The organism is Tistrella sp., assembly GCF_002684955.1.
Lineage (GTDB): Bacteria > Pseudomonadota > Alphaproteobacteria > Tistrellales > Tistrellaceae > Tistrella > Tistrella mobilis.
Genome location: NZ_NYWI01000051.1, coordinates 1 through 22922, shown reverse-complemented (window position 1 = coordinate 22922; position 22922 = coordinate 1). Strand labels below are relative to the sequence as shown.

Below are 22922 nucleotides of genomic sequence, written 5' to 3'. Positions count from 1 at the left end.
CGGCTCAGGCCGGGAATTGCAGCACGGTCTGGGTCCGCACATCCTGCACGTCCAGCCGCTCGCGGCCGCCGAGGCCCATCAGTTCGATGATGAAGGCAGCGGCCGGGACCTCGGCCCCTACCTTGCGCAGCAGCTCGATCGACGCCGCGGCGGTACCGCCGGTGGCGAGAAGGTCGTCGACCAGCACAACCCGCTGGCCGCGCTCGATCATGCCGTCCTGCACCTCGACCACATCCTCGCCATATTCCAGCGCATAGGCATGGGACACCGTGCGCCCCGGCAGCTTGCCGCGCTTGCGGACCATCACGAAACCTTTGCCCAGCGCCAGGGCCAGGGGGGCGGCGGCCAGGAAGCCGCGGCTTTCGATCCCGGCCAGAAGATCGGGCTGCAGCGGACGGATCGCCTCGGCCATCCGGTCGATGGTCTCGCGCCAGGCCCCGGAATGGGCCAGCAGGGTCGAGATGTCGTAGAACAGGATGCCCGGCTTCGGGAAATCGGGCACCCGGCGGATGTGGCTGGCAAGATCCATCGCGGCAGTCTTCCTTCTGGACGTCGACAGGCGGGTCGCCCGGCATGGGGCCTGATGGTCGCTACGCGATCCACCATGCGAGAGCCTAGCAAAACAACAACCTGTAGTGGAGATGTTTTGGCATCACTACCGTCGATACGATCAGCGGAAGGTGGGAACGAATTCCGCCACGCCTTTCGGATCAAGATGGGTGATGACCTCGGCATCGGGATAGCGCGCATGCAACAGCGTTTCAACCCGATCGGCGACCCCGTGTGCATCCGCCAGCGGCGCCGCCGCGTCCAGTTCCAGATGCAGCTGGATGAAGGTGTGCACGCTGGACGACCGGGTGCGCAGGTCGTGCATGCCGCGCACCCCCGGCACCGCCAGAACGATCTTACGGATCTCGGCGCGCTCGGCCTCGGGCAGTTCCCGGTCCATCAGCGCATCCAGCGCGCCCCGTGCGATCTTCCAGGCGCCGCGGATCAGGTGCAGCGCGATCAGCGCCGCGATCACCGGATCGGCTTCGGTCACGCCCCCGTACTGGCTGAGCAGGATCGACAGAATAACGCCCAGGTTGATCAGAAGATCGCCCACATAGTGCAGCCGGTCGGCCCCCACCGCCAGAGACTGCGTGCGGGCGATCACCCGGTCCTGATAGCGGACCAGCAGCAGCGTCGCCACGATGGCGAAGATCATCACCGCGATGCCGACCGGTCCCTCGCCCACGGGTTCGGGCGTGATCAGCCGGCGCACCGCCTCGACACACAGCAGCAGGGCAGAGCCGGTCACGAACAGTGCCTGGCCCAGCGCCGCCAGCGGCTCGGCCTTGCCATGGCCGAAGCGGTGATGGGCATCGGCCGGGCGCATCGCCTGGCGCACCGCGATCAGCGTCACCAGGCTTGCGCCCGAATCCGACACGCTGTCGACCAGGCTCGACAGGATACTGACCGATCCGGTCATGACCGATGCGGCGAGCTTCAGCGCCACGAGGGTGAGCGCGACCGCAAGCGAGGCGAGCGTCACCCGCCGCTTCAGCCGCGCCACCTCGGGATCGGGCGGCGCCAGAACGCCCAGCGGCCGGATCACGGGAACAGCCACTGACGGGTCCAGCCGTCCCCGTCCTTCAGATAGACCAGGCGCTGATGCAGGCGGAAACGGCCTTCCTGCCAGAATTCCATGCGCTGCGGCACCACCCGGAAACCCGACCAGTAATCCGGCCGCGGCACCCGGCCGACATTGAACCTGATCGCGAATTCCGCCACCCGCTTCTCAAGATCGTAGCGGCCGGTCATCGGCCGCGACTGGCGCGAGGCCCAGGCGCCGATCTGGCTGTCGCGGGCCCGGCTGCCGAAATAGGCATCGGCCTCTTCCGCCGTCACCTGCTCCACCCGGCCCTGCACCCGCACCTGCCGGCCCAGCGGCATCCAGTAGAACAGCAGCGCCGCCTGCGGATTGGCCAGCAGGTCACGGCCCTTGTCGCTCTCGTAATTCGTGTAGAACACGAAGCCGTCGCGGTCCCAGGCCTTCAGCAGCACCATGCGCGCCGCCGGCAGCCCGTCGGTCCCGGCGGTGGCGACGCACATCGCCGTCGGCTCGGTGATCGCGGGTTCGTCCCGCACCTCGGCATACCATTTGCCGAACTGCTCGAACGGATCTTCAAGTTCGGGGAGGGACATGGTTTCAAAGGCTCCGCGAATGATGGGCGGGGGGTGGGGGCGGTCTGGTGGCGCGCGCCGGCCCTCCGCTCAATAGATGCACCACACCCGGCAGGGCGGCAAGCGCTGCGGGCAGCACCCGCCCCCTTCCATGGTCGCATCTGTCGCACCCCTTGGCAGACGGGGGTGGGCCGCCGATATCTTCCCCAAGGGCCGGATGTGTTGTTCTCCGACCGAAATTTGACACGCCGAGGCCGCTTGGCCATGGCTGGTCGCGTGCTACCATGCGCACCTGATACGAACCGGCGCCCGGATGCGGCGTCCGCACCCGACACATCATCTACCGGAAGCTCCCATGAAGCCGTTCATCCCCCTGATCGTCGCAGCCGGCCTCGCCCTCGGCGCCTGCGCCCAGTCCGACATGGGCACCAAGCAGGGTGTCGGCGCGGTGCTGGGCGGCGTCGGCGGCGCCGTCGCCGGTGCCCAGTTCGGCAAGGGCACGGGCCAGCTGGCCGCCACCGCCGCGGGCGCGCTGCTCGGCGCCTTCGCCGGCAATGAAATCGGCAAGTCGCTCGACCGTGCCGACCAACTGGAGGCAGAGCGTGCCAGCCAGCGGGCGCTTGAAAGTAACCCCACCGGACAGAGCACCAGCTGGAGCAACCCGGACAGCGGCAATTCCGGCACGATCACCCCGGTCAAGACCTATCAGCGCTCCAGCGGCGAATACTGCCGCGAATTCACCCAGCGCGTGAATGTGGGCGGCAAGACCGAGGAAGCCTATGGCACCGCCTGCCGTCAGCCGGACGGCAGCTGGAAGATCGTCAACTCCTGACGTCTACGGGCTTGACGCAGGGGCCGGCCGCAACGACCCTTGGGCACGGGCCGCCGCCTGATCGGGCGGCGGCCCGCTTACGTCCACGGGGGACCGCGTGAACGCCGATCCTTATCAGACACTGGGCGTGGGCCGTGATGCCACGCCCGACGCCATCAAGACTGCCTACCGGCGCCTCGCCAAGGCCTATCATCCGGATCTGCACCCGGGCGATGCCGAGGTCGAACGCCGGTTCAAGGACGTGTCTGCCGCCTATGCGATCCTGTCCGACCCGGCGCGGCGTGCCGCCTTCGACCGTGGCGAGATCGACGGTGCCGGCAACGGCCGTGCCCGCCCGCGCCCCCGCGGTGCCGAGGGCGGCGGCTTCGCCGACTTTTTCTCGGACATCTTCACCGATCCCGCCCGCAGCCGCCGCGCGCAGCCGGGGCGCAGCGACCAGGCCGCCGGTGGCAACGGCAGCGCGGGCCGCACCGGCATTCATCGCCGCGGTGTCGACGTCACCTATACCGTGACGGTCGAATTCATCGAGGCCGCCCGCGGTACCCGCAAGCGCATCCGCCTGCCCGAGGGCCGCGAACTGGAAGTCGCCGTGCCCGCCGGCATCCGCGACGGCCAGAAACTGCGGCTGAACGGCCAGGGCATGCCCGGTTTCGGCAATGCCGAGGCCGGTGATGCGCTGGTGGAAGTGAATGTCCGCCCCCACCCCCTGTTCCGCGCCGAGGGCCGCGACATCCTGATCGATGTGCCCATCACCCTGCCTGAAGCGGTGCTCGGCGCCGGCATCGTCGTTCCCACCCTGGACGGCCCGGTCCGGGTCGCCGTACCGCCCGGATCCTCGGGCGGGCGCCGGCTGCGGCTCAAGGGCCGCGGCATGGGTGCGGACAAGGGCGATCGCGGCGACCTGTTCGTGGTGCTGAAACTGGTCCTGCCCGATCGCGACGACCCCGCGCTGACGGAATTCGTGAAGCGGTGGAAGCCGCCCGCGGATTACGATCAGGTCCGGCGGCGAGCCGGGATCGAATGACGGCAACGGCAACCCCTGACAAGACCCCCTTCTACCGCCCTCTTCTCCGCCGGTTGCGCAGCAACCGGCGGGTCCGCGAGCTGATGGTCACCTACGGCCGCTTCACCCGCGACGGCGCCGACCAGATTGCAGGCCATATCGCCTTCGCCAGCCTGTTTTCGATGTTCCCCTTCCTGATCGTGCTGGTGGTGCTGGCCGGCGTGATCGGCCAGGGGGACGAGATTCATGCCCTGATCCTCACTCTGCTCGACTATCTGCCGCCCGATGTCGCCCAGGCGCTGCGCGGGCCGATCGACACGATCATCTTCGGCCCCAAGGGCGGGCTGCTCACCTTCGGCATCCTCACCGCCCTCTGGTCGGCCTCCAATGCGCTTGAAAGCCTGCGCAACGCGCTCAACCGCGCCTTCCGGGTGAAGATGGTCCGGCCGCTGTGGAAACGGCGGCTGCAAAGCCTGGCCCTGGTGGCGGGCGGGGCGCTCGCCCTGCCGGTGGCGCTGGCGCTGCTGGTCTTCCTGCCGATCGCGATCGGGCCTGCGGTCGATTTCTTCGGCCTGTCCGATGCCTGGGTCTGGCTGGTCCATACCCTGCGCCCGCCCCTGGTGCTGGCCGGTACCGTCACCGTGGTCTGGGGCCTGCTGCGCCTGCTGCCCGATGCCCTGCCGCCGCGCCGGCGGGTGCTGCTGCCGCCGGCGGCGGTCATCGTGCTGGGCTGGATGGCCCTGCTGATCGGCTTTTCGGTCTATCTGCGCCAGACCGGCGGCATGAACGCGGTCTATGGCAGCCTGGGCAGCATGATCGCAACCCTGCTGCTGCTGTATCTGGCGGCCTATGTCTTCCTGCTTGGCGGCTATTGGGCCGCCGTGCGGTCGCGGATCGACCGTCACCGGCGCCGGCATGCGGCCGCCCGCAGGCTGGCACGACGGCAGATGCACCGGCCCGGACAGCGCTGAAATCCGCCCTTCCGGCCCCGTCCGGTGCCGATTTGACCGGACCGCGGTTTCGTGTAGGATGCGCCGCACCTGTGCCCGGCCGCCGGCCGAACGGCACGTCTGCAACCTGCAGGATGCAACCTGTCACACGAGGTCCGCCAGGGCCGGCCGCGCCCCCGGCGCCTCCCTGGACCGGCCGCCTGGATACTGCGAGGGGACCGCATGATCGTTCAATCGAACGTGATGGCCGGCAAGCGCGGCCTGATCGTCGGCGTCGCCAATGATCGCTCGATCGCCTGGGGGATCACCAGGGCGGTGGCGCTGAACGGCGCGGAAGTGGCACTGACCTATCAGGGAGAGGCGCTGGAAAAGCGGGTGCGCCCGCTGGCCGCCGAGGTCGGCGCGACCCTGGTCGCCCCCTGCGACGTCACCGACGACGACAACATGAAGGCCCTGTTCGACACGATCGCCGAAAAATGGGGCCGGCTCGACTTTCTGGTGCACGCCGTCGCCTATTCCGACAAGAACCAGCTGAAGGGCAAGTATGTCGACACCACGCTCGACAACTTCCTGCGCACCATGCAGATCTCGGCCTTCTCGCTGGTGCAGATGGCGCAGTATGCCCGGCCGCTGATGCAGCATGGCGGCAGCATCCTGACGCTCTCCTATCTGGGGGCCGAGCGGGTGATCCCGCATTACAATGTCATGGGCGTGGCCAAGGCGGCGCTCGAATCCAGCGTGCAGTATCTGGCGGCCGACCTCGGCCCCGAAAACATCCGGGTCAACGCCATCTCGGCCGGGCCGATCAAGACGCTGGCCGCCTCGGGCATCGGCGACTTCCGCTACATCATGCGCTGGAACGAGATGAACTCGCCGCTGCGGCGCACGGTCTCGATCGAAGAGGTCGGCAACGCCTCGCTGCTGATGCTCTCGGACATGGGCACCGGCATCACCGGCGAGGTGATGCATGTCGATGCGGGCTATCACATCGTCGGCATGAAGGCCGAGGATGCGCCCGACATCAATCTCAGCTGACCCCACCTCTCTCCCACAGCACCGTTTTGAAGGATCGGACCGGCCATGGCAGGCAACAGTTTCGGCGAGCTTTTCCGCTTCACGAGCTGGGGTGAAAGCCATGGCCCGGCGATCGGCTGCGTGGTCGACGGCGTGCCGCCGCGCCTGGCGCTGACCGAGGCCGACATCCAGCCCTTCCTCGACAAGCGCCGGCCGGGCCAGTCGCGCTTCACCACCCAGCGGCGCGAGCCCGACGAGGTCGAAATCCTGTCGGGCACCTTCGAAGGCCTCACCACCGGCACCCCGGTCAGCCTGCTGATCCGCAACACCGATCAGCGCTCGAAGGATTACGGCGAGATCAAGGACAAGTTCCGTCCGGGTCATGCCGACTTCACCTATCAGGCCAAATACGGCATTCGCGACCATCGCGGCGGCGGCCGGTCCAGCGCCCGCGAAACCGCAGTGCGCGTGGCGGCCGGCGCGGTGGCCCGCAAGGTGCTGGGAGAGACCGTCACCATCCGCGGCGCCCTGGTCGAGATGGGCGGCATCGGCGTCGACCGCAGCCGCTGGGACTGGGACGAGACCGGCCGCAACGACTTCTTCTGCCCCGATGCCGAAACCGCCGCGCGCTGGGCCGAGTATCTGGACGGGCTGCGTAAATCCGGCGACAGCTGCGGGGCGGTGATCGAAGTGGTGGCGGAAGGCGTGCCGGTCGGGCTCGGCGATCCGCTCTACGACAAGCTCGATGCCGACCTCGCCAAGGCGATGATGGGCATCAACGCGGTCAAGGCGGTGGAGATCGGCGACGGTTTCGCGGCCGCCCGTCTCACCGGCTCGCAGAATGCCGACGAGATGCGGATGCGCGAGGGCAAGCCCGCTTTCCTGGGCAACCGCGCCGGCGGCATCCTGGGCGGCATCGCCAATGGCGAACCGGTGGTGGTGCGCTTTGCGGTCAAGCCGACCAGCTCCATCCTCACCCCCCGGCTCAGCGTCACCCGCGACGGCGCGGATACCGAGGTGGTGACCAAGGGCCGCCACGACCCCTGCGTCGGCATCCGCGCGGTGCCGGTGGGCGAGGCGATGATGGCGGTGGTGCTGGCCGATCATCTGCTGCGCCATCGCGGCCAATGTGGCGGGTGACGCCCGGCTTCTGAAGACAGCCCCCGCCCCGGCAGGCATACTCCCCGGATCATACAAGAACCGGGGAGACGCTTATCCATGTCCGCCGACAAGCCGCTGCAGCTGAAGCCCGAGGTGATGGCCCTGCCCATCCCCGACGAAGCCGGCAATGCCGACGACATCCAGGCCTATTACGCGAAGTGCCGCGAGAAGCTCGGCATGGTTCCGCATGTGCTGCAGGCCTATACGCTGCGGCCGGAAAAGTTCCGCACCTTCAGCCGCTTCTACAACGAACTGATGCTGGGCGACAGCGGGCTCGACAAGCTGGAGCGCGAGATGGTCGCGGTGGTGGTCTCGTCGATCAACCGCTGCTATTACTGTCTGGTCGCCCATGGCCAGGCGGTCAGGGCGCTGTCGGGCGATCCGAAGCTCGGCGAGATGCTGGTGATGAACTACCGGGTGGCGCCGCTGTCGCTCCGTCCCCGGGCGATGCTCGATTTCGCCGCCAAGGTCACCGAAACCCCGACCCTGGTCGACGAGGCCGACCGGGCCCGGCTGCGCGATGCGGGCTTTTCGGTCGAAGACATTTTCGACCTGGCCAATGTCATCGGCTTTTACAACATGACCAACCGCGTCGCGAGCGCCGTCGACATGCTGCCGAACGACGAATATCACGATATGAACCGCTGACCACGGATTTGCCGCAGCGCGCAAATGCCGCTTGCCTGACGATCTGAATTGGCGTGATCATTCCTATTGAACGCAACCAACAGTTTGCGAAGGAATGGTCCCGCCATGCGAAACGTCAGGATCTTTCACCTCGATGCCTTCGCCGAGCGGCTGTTCGCCGGCAATCCGGCGGCGGTCTGCCTGATGGATGCCTGGCTGCCGGTGCCGGTGATGCAGGCGATCGCGGCCGAAAACCGGCTGTCCGAGACCGCCTTCCTGGTGCCCGAGGATCCGGGCGGGTTCGGCACGGGCGATGGCGCCGCCGCCGGGCCCTTCCACCTGCGCTGGTTCACCCCCACCACCGAGATGCCGATGTGCGGCCACGCCACGCTGGCGGCCGCCCATGTGGTGTTGAGCCGGCTGGCCCCCGAGGCGCCGGCGGTGGTGTTCCGCACCCGTGGCGGGCTGCTTCATGTCGCCCGGGATCCGGAGGCGGACGACCGGCTGTGCCTGTCGCTGCCGCGCGAACGGCTGACCGGGATCGAGCCGCGCCCGGCGCTGCTGCGCGCGATCACCGCAGCATTGGGCGGTGTCGTCCCGGCTGCCGTGCTGGAAGGCCGCCACGACTGGTATGTGCTGGTCGAGGATCCGGCAGAGGTCGAGGTGATCCGCCCCGACGCCGCCGCCATTTCCGCCCTGCCGCCTCGGGCGGTGGCGGTCGCCAGCCTGGCCGACGGCGCCTCTCTGGCCGATGGCGCAGACTATGTCTGCCGCTTCTTCGCCCCAAAGCTCGGCGTGCCCGAAGACCCTGTCACCGGCATCGTCCATGCCGGTCTGGCGCCGCTTTTCGCCGACATGCTGGCCCGCGACCGGCTGGACGGCCTGCAACTCTCGCCCCGCCGCGGGCGGGTGACGGTGATGCCCCGCCCCGACCACATCGTGCTCACCGGCCGGGTGGTCGAATACTCCGAAGGCCGGCTCGTCCTCAACCGTCTGGACGTGGAGCGCACCACCGCCGCCGCGCTGGCCGTCGGCCGCCTGCCCCTCACCCTGGCCGCCGGCGCGGGGCTGCGGGCGCGGGGGTAGCGGCACGGCATTGCGGCACTTGACCTCCCCCTCCCTTCGGCCCGGCCTTGACGAGGTAAAGAAATTTCTTTACTTTTCAAGTGCACCGGAGACAGGCCATGAATGACAGCACGATCATCGAACGCACCTGCAAGGTCAGCTCCAAGGGGCAGACCACGCTGCCTCTGGCCGTCCGGCAGATTCTCGGGGTTCGGGACGGCGGGAAAATCGTGGTGCGCGCCGACGGCAACCGCATCATCATCGAACCCGCGGAGACGGAACACCAGGATCCGGCCATCGGCGCCTTCCTGAAGCTGATCTCCGACGACATCGCCGCCGCGCGCAATATTGCGGCTCTCCCCGACGACCTGCTCCAGACGCTCAGGCAGGCATTGAAGGAGGTTGATGTCGATCTGGACGAGCCGATTGAAGGTGACGTTTGCCTCTGACGGTGAATGGCTGGACGCTGCTGTTCCACGAGGGGATGATCCGCCAGATCCGCGCCCTGGCCGATGCGTTCCACAAGGCCCGAAGCCGTGATCCTGCCGGGTATCGGAGCAATGCGAACGTCCGCACGCTGGCTGCAATTGCCAAACTGGTGCTGTCGACCATTCCTCAGGATCCCGGCGACACGCGGTACCGGCTCGGCAATACGATGGGTAACAACTATCGGCACTGGTCGCGCGCAAAATTCAACCAGAGATTTCGGCTCTTCTTTCGCTACGACAGCCGGTCACGGATCATCATCTTTGCCTGGGTGAATGACGAAAAGACAAAGCGTGCCGCGGGCGCAAAAACCGATCCTTACGAGGTCTTCAAAACCAAGCTTGATCGGGACGACCCTCCCGACGATTGGAATGACCTCCTGGAATCGGCGGAGGAACTGCCCGACGACCTGCAGAAGGCCATGCAGACGAGCCACTCATCCGACTGAAAGTCATGTCGCCCCTGGAAAGAAGGCCCGCCCGATCATCGGGCAGGCCCCATCCTCATATCGCCGGCAACCGCGCCGTCAGAGCGAGCGCGCGATCAGCAGCTTCATGATCTCGTTGGCGCCGCCATAGATCTTCTGGATCCGGGCGTCGGTATACATGCGGGCGATTTCGGTTTCTTCGATATAGCCATAGCCGCCGAACATCTGCAGGCAGGCGTCGACGGTCTGGACCTGGCGTTCGCTGCACCACCACTTGGCCATCGAGGCGGTGACGTTGTCGAGCCGGTTCTCGGCCAGTTTGACCAGGCAGTCGTCGACGAAGACGCGCGCGATATGGGCCTCGGTCGCAAGCTCGGCCAGGCGGAAGGAAATGGTCTGGAAATCGAACAGGGTCTTGCCAAAGGCCTTGCGCTCGTGAACATAGGCGCGGGTGATCTCGACCGCATGTTCCATGGCCGCAACCGCGCCGATCGCCAGAATCAGGCGTTCGCGGGGCAGCTGCTCCATCATCTGATAGAAGCCGCGGCCCTCGATGCCGCCCAGCAGGTTATCGACGGGCGCGCGGGCGCCGTCGAAGAACAGCTCGGCGGTATCGGCCGCATGCAGGCCGATCTTTTCCAGCGGCCGGCCGGGCTGGAAGCCGGGTGCCCCCTTCTCCACACCGATCAGCGAGATGCCCTTGGCCCCCGGCGTGCCGTCGATGCGCACCGCCACCAGCACCAGATCGGCGGCGATGCCGTTGGTAATGAAGGTCTTCTGGCCGTCGATGACATAGTCGTCGCCGTCGCGCCGGCCGCGGGTGGTCAGCGCCTGAAGGTCGGACCCGCCGCCCGGCTCGGTCATCGCGATCGCGCCGATCCATTCGCCCGAGCAGAGTTTGGGCAGCCAGCGCCGCTTCTGATCCTCGGTGCCATAGGTCAGCACGTAATGGGTCACGATGCCCGAATGCACGCTGTAGCCGTTGGCGAGGTCGGAACAGCGCCGGTTGATGGTGTCGAGCAGCACCATCTCCTGATAGACATCGCCGCCGCTGCCGCCCCATTCCTCGGGGATCGCCGCCCCCAGCGCGCCCATCCCCCCCAGCGCCGTCCAGGCCGAGCGGTCGATCATGCGCTGCCGGCGCCAGCGCGCGGCATGAGGTTTCAGCTCGGCGTCCAGAAAGCGGCCGAACTGGTCGCGAAGGCTTTCAAGCTCCGGCGTCATCCACGCAGAGGTCGTCCGGGGGGCAGAAGCGGTCATGGGGATGTCTCCGTCGGATCGGATGCAGCGGCGGACACCGGTATGGGTCATCCCCGGGTCCGCCGCCGGCAGATGTCAGAGCAGGATGCCGCCGCCGCAGACCAGAACCTGGCCGCTGACGTAATTGCTCTCGGGCGCGCAGAACAGATAGACCGCATCCGCCGCCTCGTCGGGCGTGCCGGCGCGGCCGAGCGGGATCAGCTGGGCCATGGTGTCGAGCAGCTGATGCTGCACGCCGACCTTGATCTCGCGGCCGTCGACATCGATGGTCGCCTGTTCCTTTTCGATCGCCTGGGTCAGACGGGTGGCGATCAGGCCGAAGGCGACGCAGTTCACATTCACCTTGTAGCGGCCCCACTCCTTGCACAGCGTGCGGGTCATGCCGACAAGCGCCGCCTTGGCCGAGGAATAGCTGACCTGGCCGGCATTGCCGTAGAGACCGGCGATCGACGAGATGTTGACCACCTTGCGGAAGACCTCGCGCCCCTCCTGCGCCTCGCGCTTGGAGAAGATGCGGATCGGCTCGGCGGCGGCCCGCAGGATGCGGAACGGCGCCGTCAGATGGACGTCGATCATCGCCTGGAACTGCTCGTCGGTCATCTTCTGGATGGTCGAGTCCCAGGTATAGCCGGCATTGTTGACGATGATGTCGAGCCCGCCGAAGCCCTCGACCGCGGTGTTCACGAAGCGGGTGCCGAAATCCTCGGCCGCCACATTGCCGGCGCAGATCAGGGCTTCACCGCCCATCGCGCGGATCTCGGCAGCCACCGCCTCGGCCGGCGCCTCGTCGAGGTCGTTGATCACGACCTTCGCCCCCTCGCTCGCCAGTTTGAGGGCGATGGAGCGGCCGATGCCGCGGCCGGATCCGGAAACCAGCGCGACCTTGCCGTCGAGCTTGCCCATCTTGACGTCACTCCCGATATTTTCTGAGGTTTGTTGAAAAGGGCAGACAGGCCCGGGCCGGATCAGCCGGCGGCGATCAGCGCTTCGCCCTGCACCTTCACCTGGCCGTTCTGGTCGCGGACGGTCACGTCCAGCCGGCGGTCGCCGGCCTCGGTGACGCCGGTCTCGACCGCTTCGACCGTCAGCCGGTCATGGACCTGGGTGATGGCGGTGAAACGCACGCCATAGGATTTGAGGCGGGCGAGCGGCACAACCCCGGTCACCGCGCGGGCGGCGAGCCCCATGACCAGCATGCCGTGGGCGAAAACGTCGGGAAAACCGGCGGCCTTCGCAAAGTCGATATCGATATGGATCGGGTTATGGTCGCCCGAGGCGCCGCCATAAAGCGCCAGCTGCGTGCGGGTGATCGGCGGCATCTCGGCCACCACCCGAATCGGTTCACCGCTCATGCCGCACCTCCGGCCACGGGATTGCGGATCACGGTCACCTGCCGCACATCGGCGACATGGGCACCGTCCGACACCCGCTCGACCCGGATCTCCTCGACCAGGAATTCGAGCGCGCCGCCCTTGCGGTCGAAGATGTCGGCGATCCGGCCGATGAAGCGGATCTCGTCGCCCGCCGCCACCGGCTCGTGATAGGTGAAGCTCTGCTCGCCATGCAGCACGGTGCCGAGATCGACCCCCAGCTCGTCGAGCAGGGCATAGGGCTCGGGCGCATCCAGCATGCGCAGGCAGAACAGATAGGTGGGCGGGATGGGGCAGTCGCGATAGCCGGCGGCCTGCGCCGCGGCCGTATCGTGGTGGATCGGGCTGGTCTCGCCGATCGCATTCAGAAAGAACCGCAGACGGCCGCGTTCGACCGTCGCGGTGACGGGCGGGAGAACCCGCCCGATCGCCGCTCTATCGAGCATGGATGATCATCCTCTCCTGCTCGATGCCGGTCAGGCGCGGTCGTAGAGCGAGATGACGCAGGCGCCGCCCAGACCCAGATTGTGCTGAAGCGCGATCTTCGCACCCTCCACCTGGCGCGGACCGGCCTGGCCGCGCAGCTGCCAGACCAGTTCGGCGCACTGGGCAAGGCCGGTTGCGCCCAGCGGATGGCCCTTGGAGATCAGCCCGCCCGACGGGTTGGTGACGACGCGGCCGCCATAGGTGTTGTCGCCGTCCATGATGAACTTCTCGGCCGTGCCCTCGGGCGTCAGCCGGAGCGCTTCGTACGAGATCAGCTCGTTGGCGGTGAAGCAGTCATGCATCTCCACCACGCTCACATCCATCGGGTCGACGCCGGTCTGCTCGTAGACCGCATCGGCCGCGGCGCGGGCCATGTCGTAGCCCACCGCCTTCATCATGCTCTTCTCGCCGAAGCTGGACGGGAAGTCGGTGGTCATCACCTGGGCGCGCAGGCGGATGGCGTCGGTCAGGCCGTGCTTGCGGGCAAAAGCTTCCGACACCACCACGGCCGCTGCGGCGCCGCAGGTCGGCGGGCAGCACTGCAGGCGGGTGAGCGGCCCGTACATGTGCTTCGACGCCAGCACCTCTTCGACCGAGGTCGGCGTGCGGAAGATCGCCCGCTCGTTATGCTCGGCATGGCGACGCGCCTTCACCGAGATCATCGCGAAGGCCGCGTCGCTCGCGCCGTATTTCTGCTGGTATTCCTTGCCGGCGCCACCGAACAGGCGGATCGCCATCGGCGCCTCGGCGGCAGGGTCGAATTCCTTGGCGACCTCGATGAACTTCGCCATCGGGCTCGGCCGGTCCTGATAGACGTCGGCGAGCGCCCCCGGAACCATCTGCTCGAAGCCCAGCGCCAGCACGCAGTCTGCGGCACCCGAGGCCACCGCCTGGCGCGCCAGGAACAGCGCCGACGAGCCGGTCGAGCAGTTGTTGTTGACGTTCACCACCGGGATGCCGGACATGCCGACCTCGTAGAGCGCCGCCTGACCGCAGGTGCTGTCGCCATAGACATAGCCGACATAGGCCTGCTGGATCTGGTCGTAGCCGATGCCGGCATCGGCCAGGGCCTGACGGGCGGCCTCGGCCCCCATGTCGCTATAGGGCGCGCTGGTCCCCGGCTTCACGAACGGGATCATGCCGACGCCCGCGATCCTCACGCTCTCGACCATAATGAGCTTTCCTCGCCTGTTGGGGGGAACGACTGCCCTTAAGGCTGGCCGTCCTTGGGATGACTGGGCCCTTGGGATGACTGGGCTTCTGGACGGGCCCGGCGGCCGGTCGCCGCGACGGGCATGGACATTTTCTTTTACCCATGGGTAAGATACCGAATACGAAGTCGGGCCGTCAATCGTCCGGATTGTGATGCGCGGCCGTTCCGATCCGGGGCCGGTCGTGCGATCATCCCCCGGATCTGCCCACCGGCCCGCTCCGGCGGTTTCCGGAGGGCGGCGACCCCAGGCCCGTGCAGCAGAGAGATCAGACCCCCCGTGCAGATCGAGATTCCCGCCTCCCCCTGGAAGCCCGCCGCCGAACGTCAGCGCGACCGCGATGCCAAGCGTGATGCGGTGCTGCGCACGGCGGCGCGGCTGTTCGTCGAGAACGGCTTCCACCGGACCAAGATGGCGGACGTGGCCGAGCAGCTGCACATCACCAAGCCCGCGCTCTACCACTATTTCCGCAACAAGGAAGACATCCTCTACGCCTGCTATCAGCTGGGCGGAGAGCTGATCGAAGCCGAGCTTGCCGGTGTCGATGATGCGGGCAAGCGCGGGCTGGACCGGGCGGTTGCCTTCCTCAGGGCCTATACGCTGAACATGACCGCCGATTTCGGCATGTGTCTGGTCAGCGTCGACGATCGCGACCTGGCGCCCGACAGCCGGCGCAAGGTCCGCGACTGGAAGCGGTCGATCGATACCAGGCTGCGCGGCTATATCGCCCAGGGCGTCGCCGACGGGTCGATCCGCGAGGTCGATATCCGCATCGCCGCCTTCCTGCTGGCCGGTGCGGTCAACTGGGTCGGCCAGTGGTTCCGCGAAGGCGGCCCGCGCACGGCCGAAGAGATCGCCGACGTCATGGCAGACATGGCGCGGCACGCGCTGGCACGCTAGGGCCCGGGCGGCGGCTCGCCGCCCTGCCCTCTTCCCCCGTGCCGGCGTTCCTGCCCGATCCGCCCGATAAAGAAGTGCGGACGGCATACCGGAGGCAACGCTCAAACCCACTGGGAGGATATATGGGCATCACATCAGGGCTCCGACGGACGATCGCCATTGCCCGCGATCGGACCTCGACGATCTGCGCCGGCCGCACCCGCAGCTGGGGCGAAACCGCCGACCGCGTCGCCCGCATCGCCGGCGCCTTCCGGGCGCTGGGGGTGGAGGATGGCGACCGCGTCGCGCTGCTGACGCTGAACTCCGACCGCTATATCGAATTCTACCTCGCCACCCCCTGGGCCGGCGCGGTGATCGTGCCGCTGAACATCCGCTGGAGCCGCGCCGAGAATGCCGACGCGATCGAGGATTGCGGCGCCAGCCTGCTGATCGTCGACGACGCCTTCGCCGAGATGGGCCGGGCGATCGCGGCGGCCTCGGGCTCGCAATTCGCCCTGATCTATGCCGGCGACGGGCCGGCGCCCGAAGACATGCCCCATATCGAGGATCTGATCCGGAACCATGATCCGATCCCCGATGCCGAGCGCAGCGGCGACGATCTGTTCGGCATCTTCTACACCGGCGGCACCACCGGCCGGTCGAAGGGGGTGATGCTGTCGCACGAGAACATCATCACCAACGGCCTGCACGTGCTGGCCGAAGGCATGTTCCCCGACGGCACGGTCTATCTGCACAGCGCGCCCATGTTCCATCTGGCCGACGGGGCTGCGACCTTCTCCCTGCTGATGAAGGGGGAACCGCATGTGATCGTCCCCTCCTTCACGCCCGAAGGCGTGATGAAGGCGATCCAGGAACACAAGGTGACGGCGGCGCTGCTGGTGCCGACCATGATCCAGATGCTGGTCGACCATCCGGCGATCGGCAATTACGACCTCTCTTCGCTGAAGCGGATCATCTACGGCGCCGCCCCGATCACCGAGGCCGTGCTCGACCGCGCCACGGCGAAGCTGCCCGGGGTCGAGTTCATGCAGGCCTATGGCATGACCGAGCTTTCCCCCGTCGCCACCCTGCTCCACCCGCAGGAACATGTGGGCGAAAGCCGGGCCAAAGGCCGTCACCGCTCGGCCGGCCGGGCGGTGATCGGCTGCGAGGTGCGCATCGTCGATGCCGACGACCGGCCGGTGCCGGTGGGCGAGGTCGGCGAGGTGGTCGTGCGCGGCCGCAATGTGATGATGGGCTATTGGGAACGCCCGGAAGAGACCGCCAAGGCGATCGTCGACGGCTGGATGCACACCGGCGACGGCGCGCGCATGGACGAGGACGGCTTCATCTACATCGTCGACCGGGTGAAGGACATGATCATCTCCGGCGGCGAGAACGTCTATTCGCTGGAGGTCGAAAACGTCGTCGCCCGCCATCCGGACGTCGCCCAATGCGCGGTGATCGGCATCCCCGACGAGCATTGGGGCGAAATCGTCCATGCCGTAGTGGTGCCGAAATCTGACGCCCGCCCCACGGCCGAAGAGATCATCGCCTTCTGCAAGCAGCACATCGCCGGCTACAAATGCCCGCGCAGCGTCGAAATCCGCGACGAACCGCTGCCCATGTCCGGCGCCGGCAAGATCCTGAAGCGGGATCTGCGCAAGCCCTATTGGGAAGGGCGGGACCGGCGGGTGAACTGATGAGGCATGCAGCGGGACGGGCCTCCGTCCCGCTGCGTCAAAGGTGGATCCCCGCCTGCGCGGGGATGACGGCATTTTCGTCACAAAACAATAGTTTATTGTCATTCCCGCGGAGGCGGGAATCCACCTTGGCGTCCGCACGACGGAAAGTGCCAGGACGGCGTCCTCACTTCCTGACCGGCCCGCCCGTCGCAGGGTCGGTCGCGATATAGGGCAGGCCCTGGTCCTTCCAGGCGCTCATGCCGCCCGCCATATGGGCGATGCGGTCGAAGCCCGCGGCGGCGCAGCGTTCAGCCATGCGGGTGGAGCGCATGCCCGATCCGCAATGCAGCACGATGCGGCGGCTGTCCTGGGGGGGCAGGAAGCGCGGGTCGAAAAACGCCATGGGCATCAGCAGGGCGCCCTCGATATGTTCCACCGCATATTCCTGCGGGGTGCGGACGTCGATCAGCACGATCTCCCCCGCCGCCAGGGCGGCGCGGGTTTCTTCAGGGGTGTAGGCATCGAATTCGGTGATGCCCAGAATCTCGCGGATCGGCATGGGACCGGACCTTTCCTGGCTGCGATTGGCTGCCCCTGATCATCTTCAGATCCGCCGTCCTGTCCTTGCGGAATCTCAAAGCGCGCGCCGGCCTTCCCCGCCAGGATCGGCCATGTCCCGATCCCGCCTGGCCCGAGGGAGGTTCGTCATGCCCGTCACCACCGATGCCGCAATCCGGGCGGCGCTGGACGAAGCCTGGCGGGCGGCGGCCATCGCCGAGGCGGTGATTGCGCGTTTCGGGCCGGTCATGCCCTTCCGCAACCTGCTGATGTCGGATTATCTGCATGCCGCCACCCTGATCCGCCTGCTCGTCGCCCGCGGCATGTCTGCCCCGGCGCGCCCGGTTGCCGCCCCGCCGGCCCTGCCCGCGGATCTGCGGGCCGCCTGCCGGATGGCGGCCGACAACGCCGTGGCGGCGATCGGCTGCTATGAAAGCCGGCTGCTGCCGGCGGTGCAGGGCGATGCCGAGGCCGGGCCCGTGCTGATGCGCCTCCATGATGCGCTCAGCCATGTTCAGCTGCCGGCCCTGCTTCACTGGGCGGAAATGCATGGCTGCCCTGCCCCGGCCGCCGCATCCTGACAGGGAATTCATTTTTGCCATGCTGCATTGCGGCATAGACTCGACCCGTCGATGAGATCGTCGAGCCTCCGCTCCGAACGGCTGCCCCATTTGCGTGGTGCAGCCGGAGACCCGGCGACGCCATGCAAAGGAAGTCGCTCATGTCATCGAAATCCGTCGGATCCGCCAGCACCGCCACCCCCAGCGCCGTCCCCGCCTTCTGGCCGCTCGCCATGGCGAACGACATGCTGCAGCAGGGGCTGGAGCTGTATGCGCGCAATGCGAAATTCGTCGAGGAAGAGATCCGCATCCACGATGATCTGCGGCCCAAACTCGCCACGCCCAGCCGGCTGCGTCTCGACCTGCGGACCATGGCCCTGCGCGAATATGGCCGGCAGGGCAAGGGCATGCCCACGCTGGTGAACGCCCCCTATGCCGGCCATACCGCGATGATCGCGGATTATCACCAGGGCCAGAGCCTGGTCGAAACCCTGCTCGCCAACGGCATCGATCATGTCGCGCTGACCGACTGGAAAAGCGCCACCGCCGATATGAAGGATCTGGAGATCGACGACTATCTGGCCCAGCTGGTGGTCGCGATCGATGATCTGGGCGGCCGGGTCAATCTGGTCGGCCTCTGCCAGGGCGGCTGGACCTCGGCGATGATCGCCGCCCGCTTCCCCGAGAAGGTGAATTCACTGGTGCTGGCCGGGGCGCCGATCGATACCGATGCCGGCGACGGGCCGATCAAGCGCATGGCCCATGCCTCGCCGATGGCCTTTTACGAGGATCTGGTGAAGCTGGGCGGCGGGCTGATGCGCGGCAAGTTCATGCTGCAGGGCTGGAAAAACATGCATCCCGAGCAGCATTACATCCAGTCCCATATCGACCTCTACGAGCATATCGACGATCCGGCCTATCTGGCCAAGGAAGAGGTCTTCGAAAGCTGGTACGAAAACCCGCTCGACCTGCCCGGGCGCTGGTACCTGCAGGCGATCCGGCTGCTGTTCAAGGAAAACCGGCTGGCGAAGGGTGATTTCATCGCGCTCGGCCGCCGGCTGAACCTGAAGACGATCACCTGCCCGACCTATCTTCTGGCCGGTGCGGGCGACGACATCACCACGCCGGAACAGGTGCTGGATGCGGCGAAATACATCGGCACGCCCGCAGCCGACATCGTGCAGCAGACGGTGCCGGGCGGGCATATCGGCCTGTTCATGGGCGCCCGCACGCTGAAAGAATACTGGCCGGGGATTGCCCGCTGGATCGCCGGCCGGGGCTGAGCCCCTGCTCAGCCGGCCCCCGTGTTCAGGCGGCAATCTCTGCAAGCGCCGCCCGGTCGCAGTGCACCAGATTATGCGACAGCGTGGTCAGCACGCCGCTGCGGCGAAACTCGGAAATCGTCCGGCTGGTCGTCTCCAGCGTCACCCCCAGGATCGCCCCCAGATCCTCGCGGCTGAACAGCCGCACCGGCTGATCGGGGGCATCCTCGCTCAGCCATAGCAGCAGCCGGGCCAGGCGCTGGCGGGCATGGCCGGTGGCAAGCTCGGTCAGGAAGTCGTCGGCAACGCTCAACGCCTCGTACCACTTCTCCATCAGCCGCTGATGCAGCCGGGGCGTCTCCGTCTGCAGGCGGGTTACCACCGAGGTCGGGATCCGGCACAACTCCACCGGCTGCAGGGCCATCGCCGCATGGGGATAGGTCGGCCGGACCAGCGCCTCGATCCCGGCCACCCCACCCGCCCGCACCAGCCGCACGATGCGCTGGCCGCCATCGGGCTGGATATGGACCAGCTTCACCAGGCCGGCGCGCACGGTGAACACCGCCTCTGCCGGATCGTCCAGCCCATAAAGACTGGCCCCGGCCGGGATGCTGCGTTCCTCAATCGGCAGATGGATATGGGCGAAATCCTCCGCCTCCAGATCGGCGAAGAGCGCAAGCCGGCGGATGCCACAGCTCTGGCACGCGGCGAGCCCCTTCCAGGCGGCGGCAATCCGGGTTGGCTGCACGGGCTTGACCTCTCGTGAGGGGCGGGACCTCTCGGGATGCGCGGGCCGCCGGTCAGTCTCCGGCGGCATCCCCGTCAGCTTCGCCCGGATCGCGTGGCGTGAAAAGCCCCGCGCCGCCGGCGGTGAAGCAGGCCACGATCAGGAATTCGACATTGCCGTCCGGGCCCTTGATCGGGCTCTGGGTCACGCCGGTCACCTCGACACCGGGCAGGCTTGCGAACCAGCCGGAAATCGTCTCCACCACCTCGGCATGCAGCTCGGGCTCGCGCACGATGCCGCCCTTGCCGACCCGGCCCTTGCCGACCTCGAATTGCGGCTTGATCAGCGCGACCGCCAGCCCGCCCGGTTTCAGGCGCGACAGAGCCGCCGGCAGAACCGTGCGCAGGCCGATGAAGCTGGCATCGCAGACCACCCAGTCGACCGGCTCGGGCACGTGCTTTTCGGTCAGATAGCGGGCGTTCAGCTTCTCCAGCACCACCACACGTTCATCCTGGCGCAGCTTCCAGGCCAGCTGGCCATGCCCCACATCCACCGCATAAACCCTTGCGGCGCCGCGGGTCAGCAGCACGTCGGTAAAGCCGCCGGTCGATGCTCCGACATCGATCGCGACCGCAGCCGTCGGGTCCAGGCCGAACTGGTCGATGGCACCCTGAAGCTTCAGCCCGCCCCGCGACACCCAGGGGTGGTCAGCCCCTTTCACCAGCAGGGCCGCCCCGGGCTTCACTTTGGTGCCGGGCTTGGTTTCCTTGCGATCATCGACGAAGACGCAGCCGGCCATGATCAGCGCCTGGGCGCGGCTACGCGTCTCCACCAGCCCCCGGTCGACGAGGGCCTGGTCCAGACGGGTGGTTGCGGTGGCCATGGGGCAGCGGTCCGGATCAGGCGCGGCTGTTGGTGGTCAACACCACGTCGACATCGTTATGGCCCAGCGCTTCCAGCGCCTTGGCCACGATCGCCTGCACACCGAGGCCCGCCATCTCTACCTGATCGCGCGGGCTGGCATGGTCGATGAACAGATCCGGCAGCATCATCGGGCGCAGCTTCAGCCCGCGCTCGATCAGCGCACCGTCGCACAGAAGCTGGGTCACCTGGCTCGCGAAGCCGCCGATGGCGTTCTCCTCGATGGTGATCAGCACCTCGTGTTCGGATGCCAGGCGACGCACCAGATCGGCATCGATGGGCTTGGCGAAACGGGCATCGGCGACGGTGGTCGAATAGCCGCGGGCGGTGAGTTCCTCCCCCGCCTTCAGCGCATCGGCGACCCGGCTGCCCAGGGCCAGGATCGCGACCTTGGTGCCCTCGCGCAGGATGCGGCCGCGGCCGATTTCGAGCGGGGTGCCGCGCGCCGGCAGGGGCACGCCCAGCCCCTCGCCGCGCGGATAGCGCACGGCGCTCGGCCGGTCGTCGATCAGGGCGGCGGTCGCCACCATATGCATCAGCTCGGCCTCGTCGGCCGGCGCCATCACCACGAAATCGGGCAGGCAGCACAGATAGGTCAGATCGAACGAGCCCATATGCGTGGCGCCGTCGGCACCGACCAGACCGGCGCGGTCGATGGCGAAGCGCACCGGCAGGCGCTGGATGGCGACGTCGTGCACCACCTGGTCATAGGCGCGCTGCAGGAAGGTCGAATAGATGGTGGCGAAGGGCTTCATCCCCTCGGCCGCCAGGCCGGCGGCAAAGGTCACGGCATGCTGTTCGGCGATACCGACATCGAACACCCGGTCGGGGAAGCGCCGGCCGAAGCGGTCGAGCCCGGTACCCGTCGGCATGGCGGCGGTCACCGCCAGCACCCGCGGATCATGTTCGGCCTCTGCGATCAGCGCATCGGCGAAGACATTGGTATAGCTGGGCGCGCCGGCCGCCGGCTTGACCTGGGCGCCGGTCACCACGTCGAACTTCGCCACGCCGTGATACTTGTCCGCGGCCTTTTCGGCCGGCGGATAGCCCTTGCCCTTCTGGGTGACGATGTGGATCAGCACCGGCCCGTCCTGGTCGGCGTCGCGCACATTCAGCAGCACCGGCAGCAGGTGATCCAGATTATGGCCGTCGATCGGGCCGACATAATAGAAACCCAGCTCTTCGAACAGCGTGCCGCCGGTGACGAGGCCGCGGGCGAATTCCTCGGCCCGCCGGGCCGCCTGTTCCAGCGGCTTGGGGAAGACCCGGGCCATCTGCTTGGCGATGTCGCGGAGCGAGCGATAGGACCGCGACGAGATCAGCCGCGAGAGATAGGCGCTCATCGCACCGGTCGGCGGCGCGATCGACATGTCGTTGTCGTTCAGGATCACGATCAGCCGGTCGGGCATGGCGCCGGCATTGTTCATGGCCTCGTACGCCATGCCGGCGCTCATCGCGCCGTCGCCGATCACGGCGATCACCCGCCGCTCCTCCTCACCCTTCAGCCGGCTCGCCACCGCCATGCCCAGGCCGGCGGAGATGGAGGGGGAGCTGTGCGCGGCACCGAAGGGGTCGTATTCGCTTTCGTCGCGCTTGGTGAAGCCCGACAGCCCGTCCTTCTGGCGCAGCGTGCGGATGCGCTCGCGCCGCCCGGTCAGGATCTTGTGCGGGTAGCACTGATGGCCGACATCCCAGATCAGCCGGTCGCGCGGCGTGTCGAAGACATGGTGGATCGCAACGCTCAGTTCGACCACACCGAGCCCTGCGCCCAGATGGCCACCGGTGACCGAGACCGCGGAGACGGTTTCAGCCCGCAGCTCGTCGGCCAGCTGGCGCAGCTGGTCGCGGTTGAAGCCGCGGATATCGGCCGGCACCCGAACGGTGTCGAGCAACGGGGTGGACGGGCGATCGGACACTTGCGACCTCTCCTCGCGCACGCGATGTTTTGTTGACCGACCCGGCAGACAACGACCCTGCCGCATCGGGAGCCCCGTTTCTTAGGGCTCTCGGCCTGCCCTGGCAACCCGCAACGACGGATATCGCTGCGGGCATCGGGCATTACCGGTGATATGGCATCCCGTCACCGGCAATGAAACCCGCCGATCGGGGGATCGACGGAAATCCGGCCAATATAACGACCGCCATGGGGCTTGCACAGCCCGCAGCCATGCGCCGGCAGGGCAATCGGGTGAAACTGTGCGTGACAGGACGGAAAAAGTCTGAATCTCTCGTTGTCGACGTTGCTGGCTTGGGAGGGATGAATGGAACCGTG

At 67.4% G+C, this 22922-nt stretch carries 26 protein-coding genes; 13 read left to right on the top strand and 13 right to left on the bottom strand.

The window, feature by feature from the left end:
• Positions 1-4: 4 nt before the first annotated feature.
• The 3 genes from CMO28_RS16665 to pdxH all read right to left on the bottom strand — a co-directional run bounded on the left by CMO28_RS16665 (position 5) and on the right by pdxH (position 2187).
• A complete protein-coding gene (locus tag CMO28_RS16665) occupies positions 5-529 on the bottom strand; it encodes an adenine phosphoribosyltransferase (RefSeq protein WP_296715363.1) in 525 nt (174 codons plus the stop codon).
• A 141-nt stretch (positions 530-670) separates the two neighbouring features.
• On the bottom strand, positions 671-1609 hold the full coding sequence (locus tag CMO28_RS16660; protein ID WP_296715361.1) for a cation diffusion facilitator family transporter: 939 nt from the start codon (positions 1607-1609) through the stop codon (positions 671-673).
• Positions 1594-2187 carry a pyridoxamine 5'-phosphate oxidase gene (gene pdxH / locus CMO28_RS16655; RefSeq protein ID WP_296715359.1) on the bottom strand — a complete coding sequence of 198 codons (594 nt, stop codon included), beginning with the start codon at positions 2185-2187 and terminating at the stop codon, positions 1594-1596. The genes CMO28_RS16660 and pdxH overlap by 16 nt, the downstream gene beginning before the upstream one ends.
• A 334-nt stretch (positions 2188-2521) precedes the next feature.
• Between pdxH and CMO28_RS16650 the strand changes: the two genes are divergently transcribed.
• From CMO28_RS16650 to CMO28_RS16610, 9 genes are all read left to right on the top strand, one after another.
• Complete coding sequence (locus CMO28_RS16650; RefSeq protein ID WP_296715358.1) at positions 2522-2998, top strand: RT0821/Lpp0805 family surface protein; 477 nt, start codon at positions 2522-2524, stop codon at positions 2996-2998.
• Between the two features lie 97 nt (positions 2999-3095).
• Positions 3096-4022, top strand: coding sequence for a J domain-containing protein (locus tag CMO28_RS16645; protein ID WP_296715356.1), 927 nt, complete (start codon positions 3096-3098; stop codon positions 4020-4022).
• Complete coding sequence (locus CMO28_RS16640; RefSeq protein ID WP_296715354.1) at positions 4019-4972, top strand: YihY/virulence factor BrkB family protein; 954 nt, start codon at positions 4019-4021, stop codon at positions 4970-4972. Before CMO28_RS16645 ends, CMO28_RS16640 begins: the two co-directional genes overlap by 4 nt.
• A 201-nt stretch (positions 4973-5173) precedes the next feature.
• Positions 5174-5986, top strand: a complete 813-nt coding sequence (gene fabI, locus CMO28_RS16635; RefSeq protein ID WP_296715353.1) for an enoyl-ACP reductase FabI — start codon at positions 5174-5176, stop codon at positions 5984-5986.
• A 45-nt stretch (positions 5987-6031) separates the two neighbouring features.
• The gene (gene aroC, locus CMO28_RS16630) at positions 6032-7105 is read left to right on the top strand and encodes a chorismate synthase (RefSeq protein WP_062766422.1); all 1074 of its coding nucleotides are present in this window, start codon (positions 6032-6034) and stop codon (positions 7103-7105) included.
• Between the two features lie 78 nt (positions 7106-7183).
• Positions 7184-7774 carry a peroxidase-related enzyme gene (locus CMO28_RS16625; protein WP_296715351.1) on the top strand — a complete coding sequence of 197 codons (591 nt, stop codon included), beginning with the start codon at positions 7184-7186 and terminating at the stop codon, positions 7772-7774.
• Between the two features lie 105 nt (positions 7775-7879).
• On the top strand, positions 7880-8839 hold the full coding sequence (locus CMO28_RS16620) for a PhzF family phenazine biosynthesis protein (RefSeq protein ID WP_296715349.1): 960 nt from the start codon (positions 7880-7882) through the stop codon (positions 8837-8839).
• 98 nt (positions 8840-8937) lie between these two features.
• Positions 8938-9267 carry a type II toxin-antitoxin system PrlF family antitoxin gene (locus tag CMO28_RS16615; protein ID WP_296715348.1) on the top strand — a complete coding sequence of 110 codons (330 nt, stop codon included), beginning with the start codon at positions 8938-8940 and terminating at the stop codon, positions 9265-9267.
• Positions 9258-9752 (top strand): type II toxin-antitoxin system YhaV family toxin, encoded by a 495-nt coding sequence (locus CMO28_RS16610; RefSeq protein ID WP_322111374.1) that lies wholly within the window; start codon positions 9258-9260, stop codon positions 9750-9752. The genes CMO28_RS16615 and CMO28_RS16610 overlap by 10 nt, the downstream gene beginning before the upstream one ends.
• Before the next feature lie 78 nt (positions 9753-9830).
• On the opposite strand, the gene CMO28_RS16605 is transcribed toward CMO28_RS16610, so the two are convergent.
• The 5 genes from CMO28_RS16605 to CMO28_RS16585 form a co-directional block, all read right to left on the bottom strand.
• Positions 9831-10991, bottom strand: coding sequence for an acyl-CoA dehydrogenase family protein (locus tag CMO28_RS16605; RefSeq protein ID WP_296715346.1), 1161 nt, complete (start codon positions 10989-10991; stop codon positions 9831-9833).
• A 75-nt stretch (positions 10992-11066) separates the two neighbouring features.
• Positions 11067-11894, bottom strand: coding sequence for an SDR family NAD(P)-dependent oxidoreductase (locus CMO28_RS16600; RefSeq protein ID WP_062766434.1), 828 nt, complete (start codon positions 11892-11894; stop codon positions 11067-11069).
• A 62-nt stretch (positions 11895-11956) separates the two neighbouring features.
• Positions 11957-12343, bottom strand: coding sequence for a MaoC/PaaZ C-terminal domain-containing protein (locus tag CMO28_RS16595; RefSeq protein ID WP_296715341.1), 387 nt, complete (start codon positions 12341-12343; stop codon positions 11957-11959).
• Complete coding sequence (locus CMO28_RS16590; protein WP_296715339.1) at positions 12340-12807, bottom strand: MaoC family dehydratase N-terminal domain-containing protein; 468 nt, start codon at positions 12805-12807, stop codon at positions 12340-12342. Before CMO28_RS16590 ends, CMO28_RS16595 begins: the two co-directional genes overlap by 4 nt.
• A 30-nt stretch (positions 12808-12837) precedes the next feature.
• Positions 12838-14019, bottom strand: coding sequence for a lipid-transfer protein (locus CMO28_RS16585; protein WP_014744493.1), 1182 nt, complete (start codon positions 14017-14019; stop codon positions 12838-12840).
• Between the two features lie 318 nt (positions 14020-14337).
• Here CMO28_RS16585 and CMO28_RS16580 point away from each other — a divergent pair, with 318 nt between their 5' ends.
• A complete protein-coding gene (locus tag CMO28_RS16580) occupies positions 14338-14958 on the top strand; it encodes a TetR/AcrR family transcriptional regulator (protein WP_014744492.1) in 621 nt (206 codons plus the stop codon).
• A gap of 122 nt (positions 14959-15080) precedes the next feature.
• Positions 15081-16640 (top strand): acyl-CoA synthetase, encoded by a 1560-nt coding sequence (locus CMO28_RS16575; protein ID WP_296715335.1) that lies wholly within the window; start codon positions 15081-15083, stop codon positions 16638-16640.
• 166 nt (positions 16641-16806) lie between these two features.
• Here the strand turns inward: CMO28_RS16575 and CMO28_RS16570 are convergent, their stop codons facing one another.
• Positions 16807-17181: a rhodanese-like domain-containing protein gene (locus CMO28_RS16570; RefSeq protein WP_062766450.1), complete on the bottom strand. Its 375-nt coding sequence runs from the start codon at positions 17179-17181 to the stop codon at positions 16807-16809.
• A 148-nt stretch (positions 17182-17329) separates the two neighbouring features.
• Here CMO28_RS16570 and CMO28_RS16565 point away from each other — a divergent pair, with 148 nt between their 5' ends.
• Complete coding sequence (locus tag CMO28_RS16565; RefSeq protein WP_296715334.1) at positions 17330-17761, top strand: hypothetical protein; 432 nt, start codon at positions 17330-17332, stop codon at positions 17759-17761.
• Positions 17762-17901: 140 nt separating this feature from the next.
• The gene (locus tag CMO28_RS16560; RefSeq protein WP_296715332.1) at positions 17902-19023 is read left to right on the top strand and encodes an alpha/beta fold hydrolase; all 1122 of its coding nucleotides are present in this window, start codon (positions 17902-17904) and stop codon (positions 19021-19023) included.
• 25 nt (positions 19024-19048) lie between these two features.
• On the opposite strand, the gene CMO28_RS16555 is transcribed toward CMO28_RS16560, so the two are convergent.
• The 4 genes from CMO28_RS16555 to CMO28_RS16540 all read right to left on the bottom strand — a co-directional run.
• Entirely contained in the window at positions 19049-19750 is a 702-nt protein-coding gene (locus CMO28_RS16555) for a Crp/Fnr family transcriptional regulator (protein WP_296715330.1), read from the bottom strand.
• A gap of 52 nt (positions 19751-19802) precedes the next feature.
• The gene (locus CMO28_RS16550; RefSeq protein WP_296715329.1) at positions 19803-20612 is read right to left on the bottom strand and encodes a TlyA family RNA methyltransferase; all 810 of its coding nucleotides are present in this window, start codon (positions 20610-20612) and stop codon (positions 19803-19805) included.
• Between the two features lie 16 nt (positions 20613-20628).
• A complete protein-coding gene (dxs, locus tag CMO28_RS16545) occupies positions 20629-22566 on the bottom strand; it encodes a 1-deoxy-D-xylulose-5-phosphate synthase (RefSeq protein ID WP_296715328.1) in 1938 nt (645 codons plus the stop codon).
• A gap of 164 nt (positions 22567-22730) precedes the next feature.
• Positions 22731-22922 (bottom strand): hypothetical protein (locus tag CMO28_RS16540; RefSeq protein WP_296715327.1); only part of this gene is annotated, 192 nt, incomplete at its 5' end.

Bases quoted from the DNA above. Each gene is read 5' to 3' on its own strand.
- CMO28_RS16595 (WP_296715341.1), bottom strand. From the start codon at position 12,343: ATGAGCGGTGAACCGATTCGGGTGGTGGCCGAGATGCCGCCGATCACC.
- CMO28_RS16585 (WP_014744493.1), bottom strand. From the start codon at position 14,019: ATGGTCGAGAGCGTGAGGATCGCGGGCGTCGGCATGATCCCGTTCGTG.
- CMO28_RS16575 (WP_296715335.1), top strand. From the start codon at position 15,081: ATGGGCATCACATCAGGGCTCCGACGGACGATCGCCATTGCCCGCGAT.
- CMO28_RS16565 (WP_296715334.1), top strand. From the start codon at position 17,330: ATGCCCGTCACCACCGATGCCGCAATCCGGGCGGCGCTGGACGAAGCC.
- aroC (WP_062766422.1), top strand. From the start codon at position 6,032: ATGGCAGGCAACAGTTTCGGCGAGCTTTTCCGCTTCACGAGCTGGGGT.
- CMO28_RS16605 (WP_296715346.1), bottom strand. From the start codon at position 10,991: ATGACCGCTTCTGCCCCCCGGACGACCTCTGCGTGGATGACGCCGGAG.
- CMO28_RS16550 (WP_296715329.1), bottom strand. From the start codon at position 20,612: ATGGCCACCGCAACCACCCGTCTGGACCAGGCCCTCGTCGACCGGGGG.
- CMO28_RS16620 (WP_296715349.1), top strand. From the start codon at position 7,880: ATGCGAAACGTCAGGATCTTTCACCTCGATGCCTTCGCCGAGCGGCTG.
- CMO28_RS16600 (WP_062766434.1), bottom strand. From the start codon at position 11,894: ATGGGCAAGCTCGACGGCAAGGTCGCGCTGGTTTCCGGATCCGGCCGC.
- pdxH (WP_296715359.1), bottom strand. From the start codon at position 2,187: ATGTCCCTCCCCGAACTTGAAGATCCGTTCGAGCAGTTCGGCAAATGG.
- CMO28_RS16665 (WP_296715363.1), bottom strand. From the start codon at position 529: ATGGATCTTGCCAGCCACATCCGCCGGGTGCCCGATTTCCCGAAGCCG.
- CMO28_RS16625 (WP_296715351.1), top strand. From the start codon at position 7,184: ATGTCCGCCGACAAGCCGCTGCAGCTGAAGCCCGAGGTGATGGCCCTG.
- CMO28_RS16570 (WP_062766450.1), bottom strand. From the start codon at position 17,181: ATGCCGATCCGCGAGATTCTGGGCATCACCGAATTCGATGCCTACACC.
- CMO28_RS16560 (WP_296715332.1), top strand. From the start codon at position 17,902: ATGTCATCGAAATCCGTCGGATCCGCCAGCACCGCCACCCCCAGCGCC.
- CMO28_RS16640 (WP_296715354.1), top strand. From the start codon at position 4,019: ATGACGGCAACGGCAACCCCTGACAAGACCCCCTTCTACCGCCCTCTT.
- CMO28_RS16650 (WP_296715358.1), top strand. From the start codon at position 2,522: ATGAAGCCGTTCATCCCCCTGATCGTCGCAGCCGGCCTCGCCCTCGGC.
- CMO28_RS16590 (WP_296715339.1), bottom strand. From the start codon at position 12,807: ATGCTCGATAGAGCGGCGATCGGGCGGGTTCTCCCGCCCGTCACCGCG.
- CMO28_RS16615 (WP_296715348.1), top strand. From the start codon at position 8,938: ATGAATGACAGCACGATCATCGAACGCACCTGCAAGGTCAGCTCCAAG.
- fabI (WP_296715353.1), top strand. From the start codon at position 5,174: ATGATCGTTCAATCGAACGTGATGGCCGGCAAGCGCGGCCTGATCGTC.